Here is a 16892-nt window from a genome sequence, read left to right as displayed (position 1 = left end):
GGTCGGCGAGGTCAGAACGTGCCGCTGATGGGGATCTCGATGTCCGCCTGCGCGATCGGCGGGGGGTACTTCCCGTCGAACCGGTCATAGTGCTGGAGCGTAAACCAGTCGATGAAGCCGTACTCCGTGATCTCGTCGTCCGGGTCGAGACCGAAGTGGTCGTAGGAGTGGAAGACGAGCCTGCCGGAGAAGGAGTTGCCCTCAACCTTGTAGTCCTTCAGCGCGATCGTGTGGCCGTGGAACTGGTGGATCGCGATGGACAGGGCGCGCTGGTTGGCGTCCCAGAGCGAGAAGTCGTACACCGGGTACTTCACGTCCTGGCGCAGGAACTCCTGGAAGAGGAAGTTCTTGGAGAGGTCCTCCTGGACCTTGAGCTGATCGGTGCGGCCCTGGTTGTCGATGAGGGACTGCTTGATGATCTGGACGGCCTTGTCGGTGTACGTCTTCTCCTGCGGTGAGGCGCCGACGGCGCGGGAGAGGGCCGTGCCGGAGCCGCGGTAGAGGTAGCGGCCGGGGTCGAAGTTGTCGTCGACGGTGACCGTGCCCGCGCTCTGACCGCCGCGGCCGTAGCGGAAGGCGTTGCGGAGGTCGTCGACGGACTGGGCGTAGTCGGCGTCGGCGCCGAGCTTGCCGAAGTTCATGATGTCGTTGAACTCGGCCCACATCAAGAACTCGGGCGTGATGCGGGCGACCCAGAACTCCCAGCCGAGGTCGGTGAGTTCGTCGAAGTTGTAGTCGTTGAAGGTGAGGTCGTCGGCGACGCGCGGGTCGGCCGGGACCGGTGGGCGCTGGGGGTCAGGGGCCTTGCGGCGGCCCTCGCGGAAGGACGACTGGTGGATCAGCATATCGGTCGGGGGCGGGTCGCCCGGGTCACCCGGGTCTCCGCCGTCGCCGGGGCCGTCGGAGAGGATTCGCTTGCCAGGGGCCTTGGGGCCTGCCTTGTCGAAGGCGTGGCTGTCGAGGACGACGTACTTGGCGGAGCCCGCCGTGGCGGTGGCCGTGATCGTGCTGCCGCTGCGCTGCTGGCCCGACTGCTTGACGAGGTGGCGGGCCTTCTCGTCGTAGCGGTAGAGGGCGGGTGCGGTGCCCTCCGTACGGTCGGGGTCGAGGCGGAAGATGAGCCTTGCGGCTCCGTCCGCGGGGGCGGAGACCTGGAAGCCGTTGCCGAGGTAGCCCGGAGTGGACTCCGGGAACTCCCGCTGCTTGGCAGGGAGCCGGGTGACCTGGAAGCCGCCGACCTGCTTGGCGCGCAGGCCCTTGAGCGTGGCCTCGGCGGCGGTGGCGCCGCCGACCGCGCGGCGGGTCACGTCGAAGGTGGAGCTCTTGGCGCGGGGGGAGGCGTTGAGCCTCGTCTCCTCGCCGTCCTGGACGCCGTCGCCGTCGGTGTCGGCCTCGGTGGGCTCCGTGCGGAGCTTCAGCTCGCGGCCGTCCGCGAGGCCGTCCTGGTCGGTGTCGGCGCGGGTGGGCGTGGTGCGGAGCTTGAGCTCGCGGGCGGCCGTGAGGCCGTCCTTGTCGGGGTCCTCGGCGCCGTCCTTGGTGCCGTCGCCGTCTGTGTCGGCCTTGAGCGGGGTGCTGAAGCGGTAGCCGAGCTCGGCGAATGCGTCCGTCCACTCCGCACTCACGGACGTGCTGGGCAGTCACCCAGCCTTTGACCTGCGATTCGAGAGATGCGGAACAATCCCGGGAAGTTCTCTATCTCGTCCCCGAGCCTGACACGCAGTTGCGACAGCTCACAGAGGCGATCGCTGATCGTTGGCCTGAGGCTCCGCCGTATGGCGGCCGATTCGCCGAGATTGTGCCGCACCTGACCATCGCGCAAGGCCAGGGAGACGCCGTCCTGGAGGAGATCGAGACCGACCTAGCTGGCAGGCCACCGTTCACCTCCCACGTCTCGTCGGTTGAACTCATGGTTCACGACGGTACGAAGTGGCAGGAAGGGGCGTCGTTCGCGCTCGAGTTGCTCGACCGCCGGGCCGTCTCCGACGTGTTCGTTCAGCACCAGGTGGCAGAACCGGCACTGTCCGTCCTTCAGGGGTCAGGTGCGGCCGCACAAGCAGGCAGGGGCCAATCGCCCGGTCCGGTTGACGAGCCCACTCCCGCGAGTCACACAGCGGCCTGGCATCGCCGCTCCAGGCCAGGCAGTGCTCGCAGGAGACCATGCGCCGGCGCTCACGCCGGTAGCCGTTTTGGGCGAGTCCGGAGCCGAGTCGACGCCGCAGCAGCCCGGTCTCCCGCAGGACCTCGGCGACGGCAGGCCTCATCCGGGGCAGTTCGGCGACGACGTACTCGTCAACCAGCTGCTCGCTGGCCTCCCGGGAGGCCAGCGCCAGGCGCATTATCTGCACCACGCTCTCGCTCCACCCCGCGGACAGATCGCGCCGGACGCGGACCCGTTCTACGGCCTGGAGGACGTCCGCCCACTCGGGGAAGTCGCGGGCGGCGATCCGGTATCCGTGCTGGCGGGTGCATGTCCTGGGCAGGCGGGGCAGCAGCGGAAGCTGGCCGGTGACTTGCGGAGGGCAGACCTGCAGGTCATCGCCCTTCTTGGCCCAGGTTCAAGCGCCTACCGAGCGCTCGGTCCGCAGCCGCTCGCGCACCAGCGGCCGGTCATGGTGGCGCGCAAGGACCACGGGCAGCCGGACACCCTCCAGCAGTAGCGGCAGCTGCAGATCCCGGACGGGGCCCAGCGTCCGCCTGGCCGCCGCATCGGCCCACTCATGATCGGGGACCATGCGGATCTCCAGCATGCAGAGCCGGCACAGCCCGTCGCGGTTGACCTTGCCCTCGTGCCGGCGCCGGTGACATAGGCCCTTGTAACCGCCGCGGGGCGTCCAGTTGAGGCAGGTCTGGCAGCTGCCTAGCGGACGGACCGGTCCCCAGCCGTGGCAGCGGACGCATTCGCTGATCACCATGGTCTCGCCGCCTCAGTTGGGCGGCAGGCCGCGGCGGGGCCCGCCGCCGCGACGCGGAACCGGCCGGACCGGTCCGCCCTCCCGCTGTTCGCCGACGGCCCGCTGCTGCGGCTGCTCACGCTGGGCCAGGTGCTGCTGAGGCTCGGCCACCATCAAGTCGGCGACCGTGCAGTCCAGGGCCGCGCAGATCTTGTCCAGGTCCTCCAGCCGGACCGTGACCGGCTTGCCAGACCACAGGGCCGCGACCTTGCTCAGGGAGGGGGTGCCGCCCGACGCGACCACGGCCCCCAAGCCGCACTCGACCTCCTCGGCCGCAACGCCCCCGCCCCCACCCCGGCCCAGCCGGCGACGCCGCAGCGCACACTCGCCGACGGCACCGCCGGCGCCCGCCTCCACCCCTACGCCGACCTCCAGCCAGCTGGCACCCGTTCCGCAGACTTGCGTCGACTCGGTCACCGGAGTCCCGGTCCCAGGCTGATTTGTGTCTCACGAGACACACCAACACCCGCGGGGCCTCAACCGCCGGTCCGGCGATCGCCAGGTCGTCGCAACGGGAACGATCTAGCTGCAGGCTTCCCTCTCCCAGCGGGTGAGGTCTCGACCGGTGGCAAGAGGGTCCGCGTGATTGGGTCCCATCACGCGCAGTTGGTCCTGCAGCAGCCCCGCAAGCGCCGTTACGGCGCCGACCACGTCCCCCAGTTCTCCCCGCCACCGGGCGAGCTGACCCCGCGTGCGCAGAGTATGGGGGTGATCGGGTCCCAGCACGCGAAGCTGGTCCTGCAGCAGCCCTGCAGTTGCCGAGGCAGCGCTGACCGAGTCTCCCAGTTCCCCCTGCCACCAGGCGAGGTGACCCCGGGTGCGCAGGGTGTCGGGGTGGCAGGGTCCCAGCACGCGGAGCCGGTCGTGCAAGGTGTCGGCGAACTCGGCGGCGGCGCCGGCCGCATCACCCAGCCGCCCCCGCCATTCGGCGAGATTGTGCCGGGTGCGCAAGGTGTCGGGGTGGTCGGGTCCCAGCACGCGGAGCCGGTCGTGCAAGATGTCGGCGAACTCGGCGGCGGCGCCGGCCGCATCACCCAGCCGCCCCCGCCATTCGGCGAGATTGTGCCGGGTGCGCAAGGTGTCGGGGTGATCGGGGCCCAGCACGCGCAGCTGGTCCTCCAGCAGCCCCGCGAACTCGGAGCAGCGCCGGCGGCATCCCCCACCCGCCCACGCCACCAGGCGAGATTGTGCCGGGTGCGCAAGGTGTCGGGGTGATCGCACCCCAGCGCACGGAGCTGGTCCAGTAGCAGCTCCGCGAAGGCGGCAACTGCGCCAGCAGCATCCCCCGCCTCACCCCGCCACCAGGCGAAGTGGCTTCGGGTGCGGAGGGTGTCGGGGTGATCGGGGCCGAGGTGGCGGCGGGTAGTTCGCGAGAGGCGACAGTAATAGTCGCGGGCGGCGGTGACCTGGCCGGTTTGGCCGAGACTGGTACCTGCGCGGTAGAGCACGATGTGCGCGCCCGGCCGAAAGAGGGCCTCTCCTGCGTGGCTGATGAGGGTATCTGTACTGGCGCGCAATGCCTGGGCGTGGCTGGGATCCCGCTCAGGGACAGGCCAGCCAGAGGCCAGGGCGTCGGCGGCGACACGGACAAGTTCACGGTCGGGTGAATCCCGAGCCTGCAGAGAACCTCGGCTTGTACGAACGCGTACTGACAGACGTGGAGCCGATCCAAGAAGCACATGTGGCTGAGCCGGGCCAGGTCGTCATCGAGGTGGCGGGCCTGGACGACGACACCGTGTTCGCCTTCCAGAAGGCGATCGCCCGGACGTGGGCGACGGCGATCTCTGAGAGCACCTTCCGGGATCCGGCCAGCCTGGCGTACGGCTGCGTTTGTACGCCGATCTGCGGCAGGTCGTCGCCCAGGCCTCCTCGCACGATGCGCTGGTCCCTGGCACGCAAGAGGCCTGGTCCGCCACCACGGGGGGAGTGACGGACCAGGCCTGAATCCACGGTGTCACACTGGCCCTCGGCTTGCGCGATCTCCGGGGTGAAGTGTCTGGAACCGCGGGAGTTATGGCTCGCCTTCGGCCTTGTTTACGCGCTCCCAGCCGTCCCTTCCGCGCTCGTCTCCCCGGTCCAGGGTTCGCAGGCGGACATTCCTGCAGCGCATCACTGTGACGGCCGAACGCGAACTGGCCACATGTCAGGCCGGCACGGACTCCACAAGGTCGGGAGCGTCGAGAAGGTAGAGCTCGGGGGAGCTCCGCTCGTCCACGATCAGGTCCTGCGCGGTCAGCGGCGCCTTCGTCTCAAGGTCTCGGTATCCGATCCCGGCGGCTTGCAGAGCTTCGTCCAGGCCGCTGAGCCGCTGCCGACGTGTGGCCTCGCCCTCGTTGTCCCAGCCTGCGGAAATCGTTGCCGCTCGGGTGCCGTGAGGGACGACGACGATCAGGCCGTCCGGTTCGCGCATCCACGGCGCCAATGCGTCCAGGGCGCCGTGGATCAGCCGGGAGGAGTGCAACAGTGCGCGGCCGTCGGGTTCGGCGAGGGTGAAGGCGGCCTGCTTGACGATCTCCTCCTCGCTCTTGCCCGCCCGGTAGTCCTGAACCATGGCGGCGCCAAGGGTGTACATCGCGTCCTGGAAGGCCTTGGCAGCGTTGTAGGTGTGGTTCTGCTCGCCCAGGGGCCGCTTGTCGGCCCGCCGTCGCAGGAAGTTCGCCATGATCCCCTCACTCGTCTTCGCGGTCTTCCTCCAGCCGGCCGCCCGAACTTCACCAAGGCTATCGGCCGTGCCGCACTGGCCGTGACCGCAGGAAGGACAGGTGTCCAGCATGCGGTCGCGTCCCATGAAGTGGTGTAGCCGGGCCGCGTCCCGGAACGCGCGGGTGTCTGCCCGGGGCGTGCATCCGCTGGCAGTGCATGCTCCCTGAACAAGGGCAGGCCATCGCGCAAGTCTCCCTGGTAAACGGGCAGTTCAACCGGAGGAGCACGCGATGGCCCTGTCCCAGTCTGAGCTGATGCGGCTGCTGGAGTCACTACTTCGGGCCGACGGAGTTGAGGCAATCAGGGTGGTGTGCGAGCGCATCCTGCAGGAGCTCATCGAGGCCGAGGCCACCGACGTGATCGGCGCCGCCCCGGGCGAGCACTCCGACAAGCGCACGACCTGGCGCAACGGACACCGCGGCCGGCTGCTGACCACGCAGGCCGGCGACCTGGACCTGAAGATCCCGAAAGTACGGACCGGATCGTTCTTCCCCTCTCTGCTGGAGCGCCGGCGGCGGATCGACCGGGCGTTGTTCGCCGTGGTGATGGAGGCATACGTGCACGGAGTCTCCACCCGCAGCGTTGATGACCTGGTCAAAGCACTCGGGGCGGACAGCGGGATCTCCAAGTCCGAGGTCTCCCGCATCTGCGGCGAGCTGGACGAGGAACTGACCGCGCTCAAGGAGCGGCCGCTGGACCACACCGTCTTCCCCTACGTCTTCCTGGACGCCACCTACTGCAAGGCCCGGGTCAATCACCGGATCGTCTCCCAGGCCGTGGTCATCGCGACCGGGATCTCCACCACCGGGCACCGCGAGATCCTCGGGCTGATGGTCGGCGACAGCGAGTCGAAGCCGTTCTGGACGAAGTTCCTGCGCTCCTTACGAGCCCGCGGTCCGCGAGGCGCGCGAGCAGCGCACCCTGCAGATCATCGCGGTGTCGTTCTTCGCGCTTGCCGCGTACGTCACCGTCGACGCCGTCCGCGCGCTCACCGGCACCGGGGAAGCCGAGCGGTCGATCCCGGGCATCGTCATCGCCGCTCTGTCGCTCGCGGTCATGCCGTTCCTGTCCGCCGCCCAGCGCCGCGCCGGCCGCGAACTCGGCTCCGCCTCCGCGGTCGCCGACTCCAAGCAGACCCTGCTGTGCACGTACCTGTCCGCCGTGCTCCTGCTCGGCCTGGTCCTCAACGCCACCCTCGACTGGTCCTGGGCCGACCCCATCGCCGCCCTCGTCATCGCCGCCATCGCCGTCAAGGAAGGGCGCGACGCCTGGCAAGGCAAGGGCTGCTGCGCGACCCCGACAGCCGTGGCGATCCCGAGCGCCGACACCGAGACGGACGCCTGCAGCTGCAGCCCCGGCTGCGACTGCTGCAACTGATCACCCACACAGCGCGAAGCGGGCCCCGACATCACGCCGGGGCCCGCTTCAGATTCAAAGATCATGCTCTGAGTGCCCACGCTGCTCCGCTGTTCACCCAGGCCGTAGGTGCCCGCGTGGTGGCGGGGCCCCAGGCGCATGCCGTGGCCCGGCTTGTCAGACGGGCAGGGTGGCCAGCGCGGCGAGGATGCCGAGGGCGCCCGCGCAGAGGAGGGCGCTGACCACACCACGCTTGGCGGCGAGGAGCCAGAGCGCGGCGGCGGCGAGGACGGCGTACTGCCACGGGTGCTGCAGGGCCAGGGCGAGCGGGATCGCGGAGCCGGCGATGGCGCCGATCACCGCGGGGCCCGCGCCGGTGAAGAAGCCCTGCACCCGGGCGTTGGTGCGGATCGCGTCGAACCGTGGCCCGCCGAGGATGACGAACAGGAACGACGGCGCGAAGGCGACCGCGGCGGCGAGCAGGCCGCCGGGGATGCCGGCGGCTGCGTAGCCGACGACTGCGACGGTCTGAACGACCGGCCCGGGAGTGATCTGGCCGAGGGCGACGGCGTTGAGGAACTGAGCGTCGGTCATCCAGTGGTAGTGGTCGACGGCGTCGGCCTGCATGAGCGGGATGATGACGAACCCGCCGCCGTAGGACAGGGCGCCGACCTTGAGCGCCACCCAAGCCAGCGCGAGCAGACCGCCGGTGGCGGCCGGGGCGGCCAGCGCCAGGGGCAGCGGCCAGGAACCCGCGCGGGCGCGGCCGGGTTCGGCTTCGGGGGCGGGGCGGGTGCGGATCGCCATCTCGATCACACCGCAGGTGATGAGGACCAGGACCAGCCACGGCCCGGTCAGCGCGGCCGCGGTGCCGCCGGCGAGCGCGTAGGCGAGCCACCGTGCCCGGGCCGGGCGGGCGGTGCCGGCGCGCTGCCAGCTGCCGGGGATCAGGGCGGCGGCGGCCTGCACCGCGACCGCGGCCACCGCCGATCCGGCTCCGGCGGCGGCGCCGCGCACCCACAGCGGCGGGCTGCCGGCCAGGAACAGCACCGCCAGCGCGAGGATGAGGACCAGGCCAGGGACGATGAAGCAGGACCCGCCCACCAGGGCGCCAGGCAGGCCACGCAGCCGCCACGCCGTGAAGATCGCCAGCTGGGTCGAGGCCGGACCGGGCAGCAGGTTGGTCGCGGCGATGCCGTCCTCGAACTCTGCCGCGCCGATCCAGCCGCGCCGATCCACGCACAGCTGCCGCAGCAGGGCTATGTGGGTGGGCGGACCGCCGAAGCCGATGCAGCCGATCCGCCCCCACTCCCGGGCGATCGTGCCCAGCCCAACCCTCACCGGCTCGGCCCCCTTCTCGTGCTCGTCTCCCACCTGCGGCTTCCTCTCTGCGTCCGCGCCCGTGGCCGGGCTGGGGGAGGGTACCGGGCGGGTGTGAACACGGTGTGGCCGCGAGTCGCGCGGGTCAGGAAGCGCCCAGATGCCAGGGCGCGCCGGGACGGGTCGGGGTGGCGTCGGCGGTGAGCCTCACCGCGTACACGTCGCGGTCGTCGCAGTCTGCGGGAACGCGCCCGAGGTAGGTGTGGCCGGTCAGGTGACACCAGGCGGGCAGGTCGAGCGGGGCCGCCGGATCGGTGGCGACGATGTGGACCACGGCGCTGGCCCGCAGACCGGCGATCTGCCCGCGCAGCCGCAGCAGCAGCTGAACGCACAGCAGGCCGACGCCGTCGACAACCAGGTCCGGGCCTGACGGCGGGGTCATCGCGGCCGGGCCTGGGTGATACGCCACAGCCGCCGGGGCAGGTCACCCTCCTCGAACGGGTGGACTTCCTCAAGGGCCCAGCCGTCAGCGAGGGCGTCAACCAGGCCTCGGGGGAAGAAGTGGACGGCGAAGCCGCCGTGCTCCCAGATGTCGTCCCCGTGGCCGGTGCCAGCCCCGTAGTGGGCGTCGCCGGTGTGCCGCACGGTGTAGACGAAGGTGCCGCCCGGCCGCAGCACCCGGCCGACCTCGGCGACCAGGGCACCGATCTCCTTCGTGGACAGGGCCATGCACAGCAGCATGTGCGCGAACACCGCGTCCACCGAGGCGTCGGCGACCGGCAGCGGCTCACGGACGTCGTGCACCGCCGTGGTGACCCGCCCGGCCACCCCTTGAGCGTCGGCGGCGGCTTGCAGCTGCTCCAGGCCGACCGGGCTGAAGTCGGTGGCCAGCACAGTGAAGCCCTCGCGGGCGAAGTACAGCGCATCGCGGCCGTGCCCGGCCCCCAGCTCCAGCACCTCCCGCGCCCCGGCCGCCCGGAACACATGGGCGGCGTGCACGGCAGGCTCCGAGGGACGCTCCCCGTACATGCCCGGATGAGTCCCGTAGGTCTGCTGCCAGTGCTCGCGCTGGAGGTCGGCCAGTTCGTGCTCACTGCGCGGCATCCGCTGCTTTCCTTCCCGCAAAGGCCCTGCCAGGGCCGGTGTGATCAGCCTAGATGCGAGCACTTTGTCCGGGGTGCTGATCCCTGGGAAGTGGGCGGCTTCGTCGAGGCTGCTGCGCCGCGGCGGTTGTTGCAGAGAGTCACCGACCGAGGCCCGCCGAACGGCCGGCTCAGCTGAGCCACTGGGCGCCAGCGAGGGAGCGAGCCCCCATGGCGCACCGGGATGGTTACAACCTGTACGAGGGGAACGGGGCCCACTGGTCCACGGCTGGGTCGACCAGCGGTGGACCGTGGCCCGGGATACACGGTCGAGGGGACGTGGCGGCTGCTGAACCCTTCACTCACGGCCTGCTCCGGCACAGACCACACCGTGAACAAACCACCGGTAGCAGCGCGCGCCGGCTCGGCCGGAGCTGATCGCCTCGGGAGCGGACCACCCGAACGAACCCTCCGTAGCGACGTCACTTCGCGTTGCCGGTCCGAGGGCCGAGCGGGTGGATCTCACGGGTGGCCTGGGTCGAGACGCGTCCGGCAGGGACAACTACCTGGGTGAGCTGCGCCCGCCCCGCAGTCCCTTTCAAGGAGACACCATGACAGGACAGCGTGTTGCCGGAATTCGTTCCGCGGCGGTTCTCGGGCTGGCCGGCATCCGGCTCTTCAACGGGGCCGCCGGCCTGCTCGCCCCCACGCTCCTCATCCACAGACTCGACCGGGACTGCGAACCCAACCCCGCCGCCGTCTACGCCTTCCGGCTCTTCGGCATCCGCACCATCCTGCTCGGCCTCGACCTGCTCACCAGCCGCGACGAGCGCCTCACCCAGGACCTGCGGGAGGGTGTGCTCATCCATGGCAGCGACACGGTGACTGCGGCGATGCTCGGGCTGCGCGGCCATCTGGCACCCCGCACCGCCGCCCTGACGACCCTGATCTCCGCCGTCAACACCGCGCTGGCCGTCAGTGCCCTGACCGGCGGCCAGGAGAAGACGTGACGGCGACCGCCGCGGAAGGGTTCGACTACGTCGTAGTGGGGGCGGGGGCCGGCGGCGGCCCGCTCGCCGCCCGCCTCGCCGAAGCCGGCATGCGGGTCCTGCTCCTCGACGCGGGCGGCGAACACACCAACGACAACTACCTTGTTCCCGCCTTCCACCCCGACGCCACCGAGGACCCCGCACAGCGCTGGGACTACTTCGTGCGCCACTACGCGGACGAGGAACAGCACCAGCGCGACACCAAGGCCGTCCCCGGCAAGGGAATCCTCTACCCGCGTGCCGGGGCGATCGGCGGCTGCTCCGCCCACCACGCGCTGATCACCGTCTACCCGTACAACGCGGACTGGGACCGGATCGCCCGGGCGACCGGGGATGACTCCTGGAGCAGCGCGTCGATGCGCGCCTACTTCGAGCGGCTCGAGCGCTGCGAATACCGGCCGCGCCCCAGGACACTACCGTCCAACCGGCTGCTGGCAGCGCTGCTGCGGGCGCTGCCGTTCGTCTCCGGGCGGTACGTCAACAGGTCGCGGCACGGATTCGACGGCTGGCTGCCCACACGGCTGGCCGACCCCGGGCTGATCATCCAGGACAAGCAGCTGCTGAAGGTCGTACTGAACGCGGCGGAGGGCGAGCTCGCCGACTTCCTCGGCCGGCCGCTGTCGCCTCTGGAGGGCCTGCGCGCCCTGGTTGACCCCAATGACTGGCGCGTGCAGACCGATGCGCTCGAAGGACTGTGGCAGATCCCCATGTCCGTCACTGCCGACGGGCGGCGCAGTGCCGTACGCGAGCGGGTCGCGGCCGTACGCGAGAAGTACCCCGACCGGCTCGTCGTACGGCCGCACGTGCTGGTGACGCGCGTCGTGCTGGACGAAAACGACGCGGCGGTCGGCGTCGAGTACCTCGCCCGCGAGCACGCCTACCGAGCCGATCCCGCCGCCGACGGGGACTCCCCCCTCGCGTCGCCGCAGCTGGTGCTGGCCCGGCGCGAGGTGATCTTGGCCGCTGGTGCCTTCAACACACCGCAGCTGCTGATGCTGTCCGGGATCGGCCCGCGTGACGAGTTGGAGCGCCATGGCATCACGGTGCGCGTCGACCGACAGGGCGTCGGCCGGAACCTCCAGGACCGCTACGAGGTCGGCGTGGTCAGCCAGATGGCCCGGGAGTTCCCGATCATCAAAGGCTGCTCCTTCCACGCGCCCGAGCCCAACACGCCACCCGACCGCTGCTATCGCGACTGGCAGCGCGGCAAAGGGCCCTACACCACGAACGGAGCCGTCGTCGGCATCACCCGCAAGTCCCGTGCCGATCTGGACGCACCGGACCTGTTCGTCTTCGGGCTGCCCGCCGACTTCCGCGGCTACTACCCCGGCTACTCCCGGGACGGGCTGCTGCGCAAGGACCGTTTCACCTGGGCGGTCCTCAAGGCCGGGACACGGAACACAGCAGGGCGAGTGCGCCTGAGGTCGGCCGATCCCCGGGACACCCCGCAGGTGAACTTCCACTACTTCACGGAGGGCACCGACAAGACCGGCGCGGACCTCGACGCGATGGTCGACGCCGTCGAATTCGTGCGCGGCATGAACCGCCGAGCCGAAGACGTGATCAAGAAGGAGCTGTGGCCCGGCGAGGGTGTCCGCACCCGCGAGCACATCCGCCGCTGGGTGCAGGACGAGGCGTGGGGCCACCATGCGTCCTGCACCTGCCCGATGGGGCGTCCCGACGATCCCGCCTCCGTCGTCGACAGCCGGTTCCGGGTCTGCGGCGTGCAGCGGTTGCGTGTCGTGGACGCCTCCGTCTTCCCCCGAATTCCCGGATTCTTCGTCGCCACTCCGACCTACATGATCAGTGAGAAGGCCAGTTACGTGATCCTCGCCGAAGCCCTGCCACCCAACCAACCAAGCACCGTCGAACCGTCCGCCAGGAGGATCCGATGACTGACCAGCTACCGTCCACCCGCGACGCGAGGTCCGGCTACCGACGCACACTGCCCTGGCGTGTCGTCACCGGCGTCGCCGAATTCCTGGACCGCAGGATCGGCTGGGACAAACTGCCCGTCCCGCTCGGACTCGGTACCCTGCTCGGGCTGCGGGTGAAGCTGCGGCAGGAGAACCTGCACGACACCAACCGGATCCCCGCGGTGAACGTACCGGAGCCGGCACCTCGGAACGGCAAGGCATTCCTGGTCAACCGGACGGCCGACGGCAGTTACAACGACCTCGACCAGCCGCGGATGGGCATGGCCGGCACCCGCTTCGGCCGTAACATCCCGCTGGATCAGATTCCCCCGGTCTCGGCCGCAGACGTGCTCTCCTCGCCCAACCCGCGGGTGGTCAGCCGCGAACTGCTCACCCGGGACGAGTTCATCCCTGCCGAGACGGTGAACTCCCTCGTGGCGGCATGGCTGCAGTTCATGGTGCGCGACTGGTTCAGCCACGGCACAAGCCCCACGGACCGGCCGTGGACCGTCCCGCTACGCGACGACGACCCCTGGCCCGAGCGCCCCATGCAGATCATGCGCACCCCCGACGACCCCACGCGCGACCCCCACGCACCGGCGGGCACCCCTGACACGCGCGTCAACGTCTCCTCGCACTGGTGGGACGCCTCCCAGATCTACGGGTCGAGCGAGGAGGAGCAGCGTGTCCTGCGCACCGGGGAAAACGGCAAGCTGCGTCTGTGGGGCGACCATGGGACACCCTTGCCGTCCGACCCGGACCACGACCCGTCCCGGGTGCCCGGCTTCTGGCTGGGGCTCGCGATGATGCAGACGCTGTTCGCCAAGGAGCACAACGCCATCTGTGACCACCTCCACGCGCAGTACCCCGGCTGGGACGACGAGGAGCTCTTCCAGCGCGCCAGGCTGGTCAACGCCGCCCTCCTCGCCAAGATCCACACAGTGGAGTGGACGCCGGCAGTCATCAGCCACCCGACCACCGTCACCGCGCTGCGCACCAACTGGTGGGGACTCGCCGGCGAGCGCGCGCACAACCTCTTCGGGCGGATCAGCAGCTCCGAGGTGATCAGCGGCATCCCCGGTGCCGAGACCGACCACTACAGCGTTCCGTACACGCTCACCGAGGAGTTCGTCGCCGTCTACCGCATGCACCCGTTGGTCCGCGACGACTGGCACCTGCGGGCCGCGGCCGACGACGCGACGCTGCGGGAGGCCACCTTCCGCGATCTCGCCGGTCCCGAGGCACTGAAGGTCATGGACACCGTCCCCATGCGTGACCTGCTCTACAGCTTCGGCACGCTGCACCCGGGCCTGGTCACCATGCACAACTTCCCGAAGTTCCTGCAAGAGTTCGAGCGGCCGGACGGTCACCTGCAGGACCTCGCGGCCACGGACATCCTGCGCAGCAGGGAACTCGGTGTTCCCCGCTACAACGAGTTCCGCCGACTGCTGCGCCTGAAGCCCGCCGCGAGTTTCGAGGAGCTCACCGAGAACCGGGACTGGGCCGAGCAGATCAAGCGGGTCTACGGCGGCGACATCGAGAAGGTGGACCTGACCGTGGGCCTGTACGCGGAGAAACTCCCCGCCGGATTCGCCTTCAGCGACACCGCGTTCCGCATCTTCATCCTCATGGCCTCGCGTCGCCTCAACAGCGATCGGTTCTTCACCGAGTACTACACGCCCGAGGTCTATTCGAAGGCTGGGCTGCGCTGGATCGACGAAAACACCATGGGGACCGTACTGCTACGCCACCACCCGGAGCTACGGACCGCACTGGCCGGAGTGAAGAACGCCTTCCAACCCTGGAACGTCGCCGGGCGGAAGTGATGAGGAAGCCGGGATGGCAGAACGTCTCAGAGCCGACCTCGTCCTGGAGGGCGAGAGGTTCGTGGCCTGGGCCGCCTGGACCTGACCCGGGTCCCGGACCATCTGTTGCCCGGCCTGCTCGTGCTCAGCGAGGGCGTAGCACTGTTCGGAAGGCGGGGCTGGCACCTGCGGGCCGCGGCCGACGACGCGACAGTGCCAGCGGTCCGCGACATGAATGGCGTCAGGGGCGCCGAGCCGTCCGGCCTCGGCACAGGCGGTGGAGCGATCACGGCAGATCACCTCGATGCCGGGGTGGTCGGCAAGCCACTTGGCCACCCTCGCGGTGGTCCGGTCGGGTAACAGATCCACCGGGCAGCGCGACTCGATGTCGATCAGAATCGTGCCGTAGTTGTGCCCCTTGCGCAGCGCGAAGTCGTCCACCCCGAGCACACGCGGCGTCGGGGTTGAAGGCTCCGGCAGGCGGCGTATCAGCCGCAGGAGCGTTGACCGACTCGCCCGTACGGCGAGCGCGTTGGCCAGGCGGGCGCCGGCACGGCCGACCAGCATCACCGCCAGCTGCTGCGGGACCGTCTGCAGTCCAGCACTGCGCCGCCCGTGGCGGAAGGTCAGCCCGTCGACCTGCTCAGCAAAAGTCGCCTGCGCGCAGGTGCGTTCGCGGCAGCGGAACCGCCGGACCTGTAACTCGATCACGACTGGACGCCCGCCGATCGCGGTGTCGGCGAGTCGGCGTACATACCGGCTGTGCACCCGAGTCGAGAAGTTTTCCGCAGGCAGCACACGCCGCCCCCTCAGCTGACACGGTGGCCCGTACGACCACCAACTCGTCCTCAACTACGACGCCTTCGGTCAGGACGCCTTCGGCCTTGTGGAACCGCAGGTCCCGGAGGAGCACATCATCCACGGCCGTTCATGATCGCGCTTGTGGTGACCCTCCGTGGCTCCGGCACTGAAAGTGATCCAGAACCACGATTCAGCCGTTACCGACACTGGGGCGGCGGATCGTGTGGGTGGAAGGCATGGGTTGTGATGTGGACGCTGCCGGAGCCGATGCCGGCCACCTCTGTGCATGATGCTGTCCTGCTGCCGGGATGGGCCAGCGGGCCCAAGTGGGACGGTTCTCCAGACACTTGAAGTTGTCTCATCCGAGTGACAACTCGGCGTCTCTCATCACGCCTCCGATCGGCACCAGAAGACCGCACAGCCCTGCAGCCTCGCGCCACATGCGTGGACGCGAACCGCGACATCCACATAACATGTCGCCGTTAACTTAACGGCGACAACCTGAGGGGCCGCGATGACCATCACCGCGCAAGACGTCTACACCTTGGCGCCGTTCGCCAGGACGCTCGGGATACACTTCGGATCTTTCAAGGCCGACGCTGTCACCGCGCAACTCGCCTACACGCCCGAGCAGTCCACCATCGGCGCCGCGATGCACGGCGGGGCACTGATGGGGCTGGCCGATGTAGCCGGCGCCGTGTGCGCCACGCTGAACGGGACCGCCGACACCGTCCCTGCGACCATGGAATCCACCACCCACTTCCTGCGGCCCGTACACGGCACCGGCGCCTTCGCGACCTCCCGCCCGCTGCACGTCGGCAAGTCAACAGTCGCCGTGGAAATCGACATCAGGGATGACAAGGACCGGCTCTGCGTCCGCGTCACTCAACTCGTCGCCCTGCGGAGGCGCCATGACTGAGGGACCCGGCCAGACCACAGCCGACGGCCGCGCCAGCACAACCGAAGGCCGTCGGCGCAGTCGCGCCAAGCGAGGCCACGGCGGCCGACTGAGGGACGAGCTCATCGAAGCGGCCGGCACGCTGCTCGACGACGCCGGCGAGGACGGCGTGACCATCCGTGCGGTGGCACAGGCTGTCGGGGTCAGCACCCCCTCGGTATATCTGCACTTCGACAACCGACTGGAACTGCTGCACACCGTGTGCCTCGGCGTCTGGGACGAGCTCGGCCGACGGATGCTGAGCATCAGCGCCCAGACCACCGACCCGTTCGCCGAACTCCACCAGCGCAGTGTCGCCTACATCAGGTTCGGGCTCGACCATCCCCTGCGCTACCGCCTGGTCGCGACCGGACCCGCGACGGCCGCCACTGAGCAGGTCGCCGACGCCTGCTTCCGATTCCTGCGGGAAACGGTGCAGCGATGCGCCGACGCCGGCGTGCTCCACGGCGATGTGACGGCACTGACCCGGGCCATCTGCGCGTGCCTGCACGGTGCCGTCTCGCTGCTGATCCTCCAGCCGACCTCGAAATGGCCCGACGACATCCCCCAGTACGCAGACGATGCCGCCACCCTCGCCTGCCAGGGCGCCGCCGCCCTCTCACGCGCGCACCATGGCCGCTACGAAACGTGAACTGTTCTGCCCTCGGCAACGCTCCGCTTCGCCTCGCTGGCGTTCTCATCGGCCGACGGTTGGCGCAGCGGTCGGCGGCCGGCCTGCGCGGGGCGGAAAAAGGGCTGGTCCTCCATGCCCTTGCGGTCGTGCTGGCGCAGTTCGCCGCGCTGACCGAAGAAGATCCGCCGGGCCAGGCGGTGGCGGGCCTCGGCGATGTTGAGCTGCTTGCCGATCATGCGCCGGTTCTGAAGTGGCCCAGACAGCGAGCTGATGTCTCATGAACATATCAAAGTCTGGAGAACGACGGGTTTCGGGCTCTGTTCTCCCTGGACGCTGGG

17 protein-coding genes and 4 pseudogenes are annotated in these 16892 nt (G+C 69.8%); 10 read left to right on the top strand and 11 right to left on the bottom strand.

Annotated features, from left to right (window positions below; all coding sequences use genetic code 11):
• Window positions 1-11 precede the first annotated feature (11 nt).
• Window positions 12-1622 carry a DUF3289 family protein gene (locus tag IF78_RS0135095; RefSeq protein WP_031486609.1) on the bottom strand — a complete coding sequence of 537 codons (1611 nt, stop codon included), beginning with the start codon at window positions 1620-1622 and terminating at the stop codon, window positions 12-14.
• Between IF78_RS0135095 and IF78_RS48000 the strand changes: the two genes are divergently transcribed.
• Window positions 1598-2509, top strand: a complete 912-nt coding sequence (locus tag IF78_RS48000; protein ID WP_234439929.1) for a 2'-5' RNA ligase family protein — start codon at window positions 1598-1600, stop codon at window positions 2507-2509. The two genes, IF78_RS0135095 and IF78_RS48000, sit on opposite strands and share 25 nt — an antisense overlap.
• 46 nt (window positions 2510-2555) lie before the next feature.
• Here the strand turns inward: IF78_RS48000 and IF78_RS47995 are convergent, their stop codons facing one another.
• Together IF78_RS47995 and IF78_RS0135085 are read right to left on the bottom strand one after the other, a co-directional pair.
• Window positions 2556-2912, bottom strand: a complete 357-nt coding sequence (locus tag IF78_RS47995) for a hypothetical protein (protein ID WP_107050077.1) — start codon at window positions 2910-2912, stop codon at window positions 2556-2558.
• A 12-nt stretch (window positions 2913-2924) separates the two neighbouring features.
• A complete protein-coding gene (locus IF78_RS0135085; RefSeq protein WP_031486607.1) occupies window positions 2925-3203 on the bottom strand; it encodes a helix-turn-helix domain-containing protein in 279 nt (92 codons plus the stop codon).
• Here IF78_RS0135085 and IF78_RS49955 point away from each other — a divergent pair.
• A pseudogene (locus IF78_RS49955) lies at window positions 3177-3380 on the top strand (hypothetical protein); the annotation flags it as partial. The gene IF78_RS0135085 and the pseudogene IF78_RS49955 sit on opposite strands and share 27 nt — an antisense overlap.
• 93 nt (window positions 3381-3473) lie before the next feature.
• On the opposite strand, the gene IF78_RS45180 reads toward IF78_RS49955, so the two are convergent.
• A complete protein-coding gene (locus tag IF78_RS45180) occupies window positions 3474-4127 on the bottom strand; it encodes a tetratricopeptide repeat protein (protein WP_051828399.1) in 654 nt (217 codons plus the stop codon).
• Window positions 4128-4330: 203 nt separating this feature from the next.
• Window positions 4331-4399: pseudogene (locus tag IF78_RS50690) on the bottom strand (hypothetical protein); the annotation flags it as partial.
• Window positions 4400-4632: 233 nt separating this feature from the next.
• Here IF78_RS50690 and IF78_RS44165 point away from each other — a divergent pair.
• The gene (locus IF78_RS44165) at window positions 4633-4881 is read left to right on the top strand and encodes a DUF6207 family protein (protein ID WP_063762217.1); all 249 of its coding nucleotides are present in this window, start codon (window positions 4633-4635) and stop codon (window positions 4879-4881) included.
• 213 nt (window positions 4882-5094) lie between these two features.
• On the opposite strand, the gene IF78_RS0135070 is transcribed toward IF78_RS44165, so the two are convergent.
• Window positions 5095-5613, bottom strand: coding sequence for a hypothetical protein (locus IF78_RS0135070; RefSeq protein ID WP_031486606.1), 519 nt, complete (start codon window positions 5611-5613; stop codon window positions 5095-5097).
• A gap of 271 nt (window positions 5614-5884) precedes the next feature.
• Between IF78_RS0135070 and IF78_RS46845 the strand changes: the two are divergent.
• Window positions 5885-6595 (top strand): annotated as a pseudogene (locus IF78_RS46845) (IS256 family transposase); the annotation flags it as partial.
• Window positions 6540-7031, top strand: a pseudogene (locus IF78_RS0135060) (cation efflux transmembrane domain-containing protein); the annotation flags it as partial. The pseudogenes IF78_RS46845 and IF78_RS0135060, both read left to right, overlap by 56 nt.
• A gap of 156 nt (window positions 7032-7187) precedes the next feature.
• On the opposite strand, the gene chrA reads toward IF78_RS0135060, so the two are convergent.
• The 3 genes from chrA to IF78_RS0135045 form a co-directional block, all read right to left on the bottom strand.
• The gene (gene chrA, locus IF78_RS0135055; RefSeq protein ID WP_051828393.1) at window positions 7188-8384 is read right to left on the bottom strand and encodes a chromate efflux transporter; all 1197 of its coding nucleotides are present in this window, start codon (window positions 8382-8384) and stop codon (window positions 7188-7190) included.
• 91 nt (window positions 8385-8475) lie between these two features.
• Window positions 8476-8772 carry a sulfurtransferase TusA family protein gene (locus tag IF78_RS0135050; RefSeq protein WP_031486602.1) on the bottom strand — a complete coding sequence of 99 codons (297 nt, stop codon included), beginning with the start codon at window positions 8770-8772 and terminating at the stop codon, window positions 8476-8478.
• Entirely contained in the window at window positions 8769-9434 is a 666-nt protein-coding gene (locus IF78_RS0135045) for a class I SAM-dependent methyltransferase (protein ID WP_031486601.1), read from the bottom strand. The genes IF78_RS0135050 and IF78_RS0135045 overlap by 4 nt, the downstream gene beginning before the upstream one ends.
• Before the next feature lie 589 nt (window positions 9435-10023).
• Here IF78_RS0135045 and IF78_RS0135040 point away from each other — a divergent pair.
• The 3 genes from IF78_RS0135040 to IF78_RS0135030 are packed head-to-tail and all read left to right on the top strand — an operon-like array spanning window position 10024 to window position 14203.
• Window positions 10024-10422 carry a hypothetical protein gene (locus IF78_RS0135040; RefSeq protein WP_031486600.1) on the top strand — a complete coding sequence of 133 codons (399 nt, stop codon included), beginning with the start codon at window positions 10024-10026 and terminating at the stop codon, window positions 10420-10422.
• On the top strand, window positions 10419-12356 hold the full coding sequence (locus tag IF78_RS0135035) for a GMC family oxidoreductase (protein ID WP_031486599.1): 1938 nt from the start codon (window positions 10419-10421) through the stop codon (window positions 12354-12356). Before IF78_RS0135040 ends, IF78_RS0135035 begins: the two co-directional genes overlap by 4 nt.
• The gene (locus IF78_RS0135030) at window positions 12353-14203 is read left to right on the top strand and encodes a peroxidase family protein (protein ID WP_031486598.1); all 1851 of its coding nucleotides are present in this window, start codon (window positions 12353-12355) and stop codon (window positions 14201-14203) included. Before IF78_RS0135035 ends, IF78_RS0135030 begins: the two co-directional genes overlap by 4 nt.
• Here the strand turns inward: IF78_RS0135030 and IF78_RS0135025 are convergent.
• Window positions 14138-14980, bottom strand: coding sequence for an ISL3 family transposase (locus IF78_RS0135025; protein WP_158751577.1), 843 nt, complete (start codon window positions 14978-14980; stop codon window positions 14138-14140). The two genes, IF78_RS0135030 and IF78_RS0135025, sit on opposite strands and share 66 nt — an antisense overlap.
• A gap of 517 nt (window positions 14981-15497) precedes the next feature.
• On the opposite strand from IF78_RS0135025, the gene IF78_RS0135020 reads away from it, so the two are divergent.
• The gene (locus tag IF78_RS0135020; protein WP_031486596.1) at window positions 15498-15902 is read left to right on the top strand and encodes a PaaI family thioesterase; all 405 of its coding nucleotides are present in this window, start codon (window positions 15498-15500) and stop codon (window positions 15900-15902) included.
• Window positions 15895-16572 carry a TetR/AcrR family transcriptional regulator gene (locus IF78_RS0135015; protein WP_158751575.1) on the top strand — a complete coding sequence of 226 codons (678 nt, stop codon included), beginning with the start codon at window positions 15895-15897 and terminating at the stop codon, window positions 16570-16572. Before IF78_RS0135020 ends, IF78_RS0135015 begins: the two co-directional genes overlap by 8 nt.
• Here IF78_RS0135015 and IF78_RS0135010 read toward each other — a convergent pair.
• A complete protein-coding gene (locus IF78_RS0135010) occupies window positions 16560-16790 on the bottom strand; it encodes a Tn3 family transposase (RefSeq protein ID WP_031486594.1) in 231 nt (76 codons plus the stop codon). The genes IF78_RS0135015 and IF78_RS0135010 overlap by 13 nt on opposite strands.
• Window positions 16791-16892: the final 102 nt, after the last annotated feature.

It is taken from the genome of Streptomyces bicolor, assembly GCF_000719285.1.
GTDB lineage: Bacteria > Actinomycetota > Actinomycetes > Streptomycetales > Streptomycetaceae > Streptomyces > Streptomyces bicolor.
This window is presented reverse-complemented; position numbering and strand designations above follow the sequence as displayed.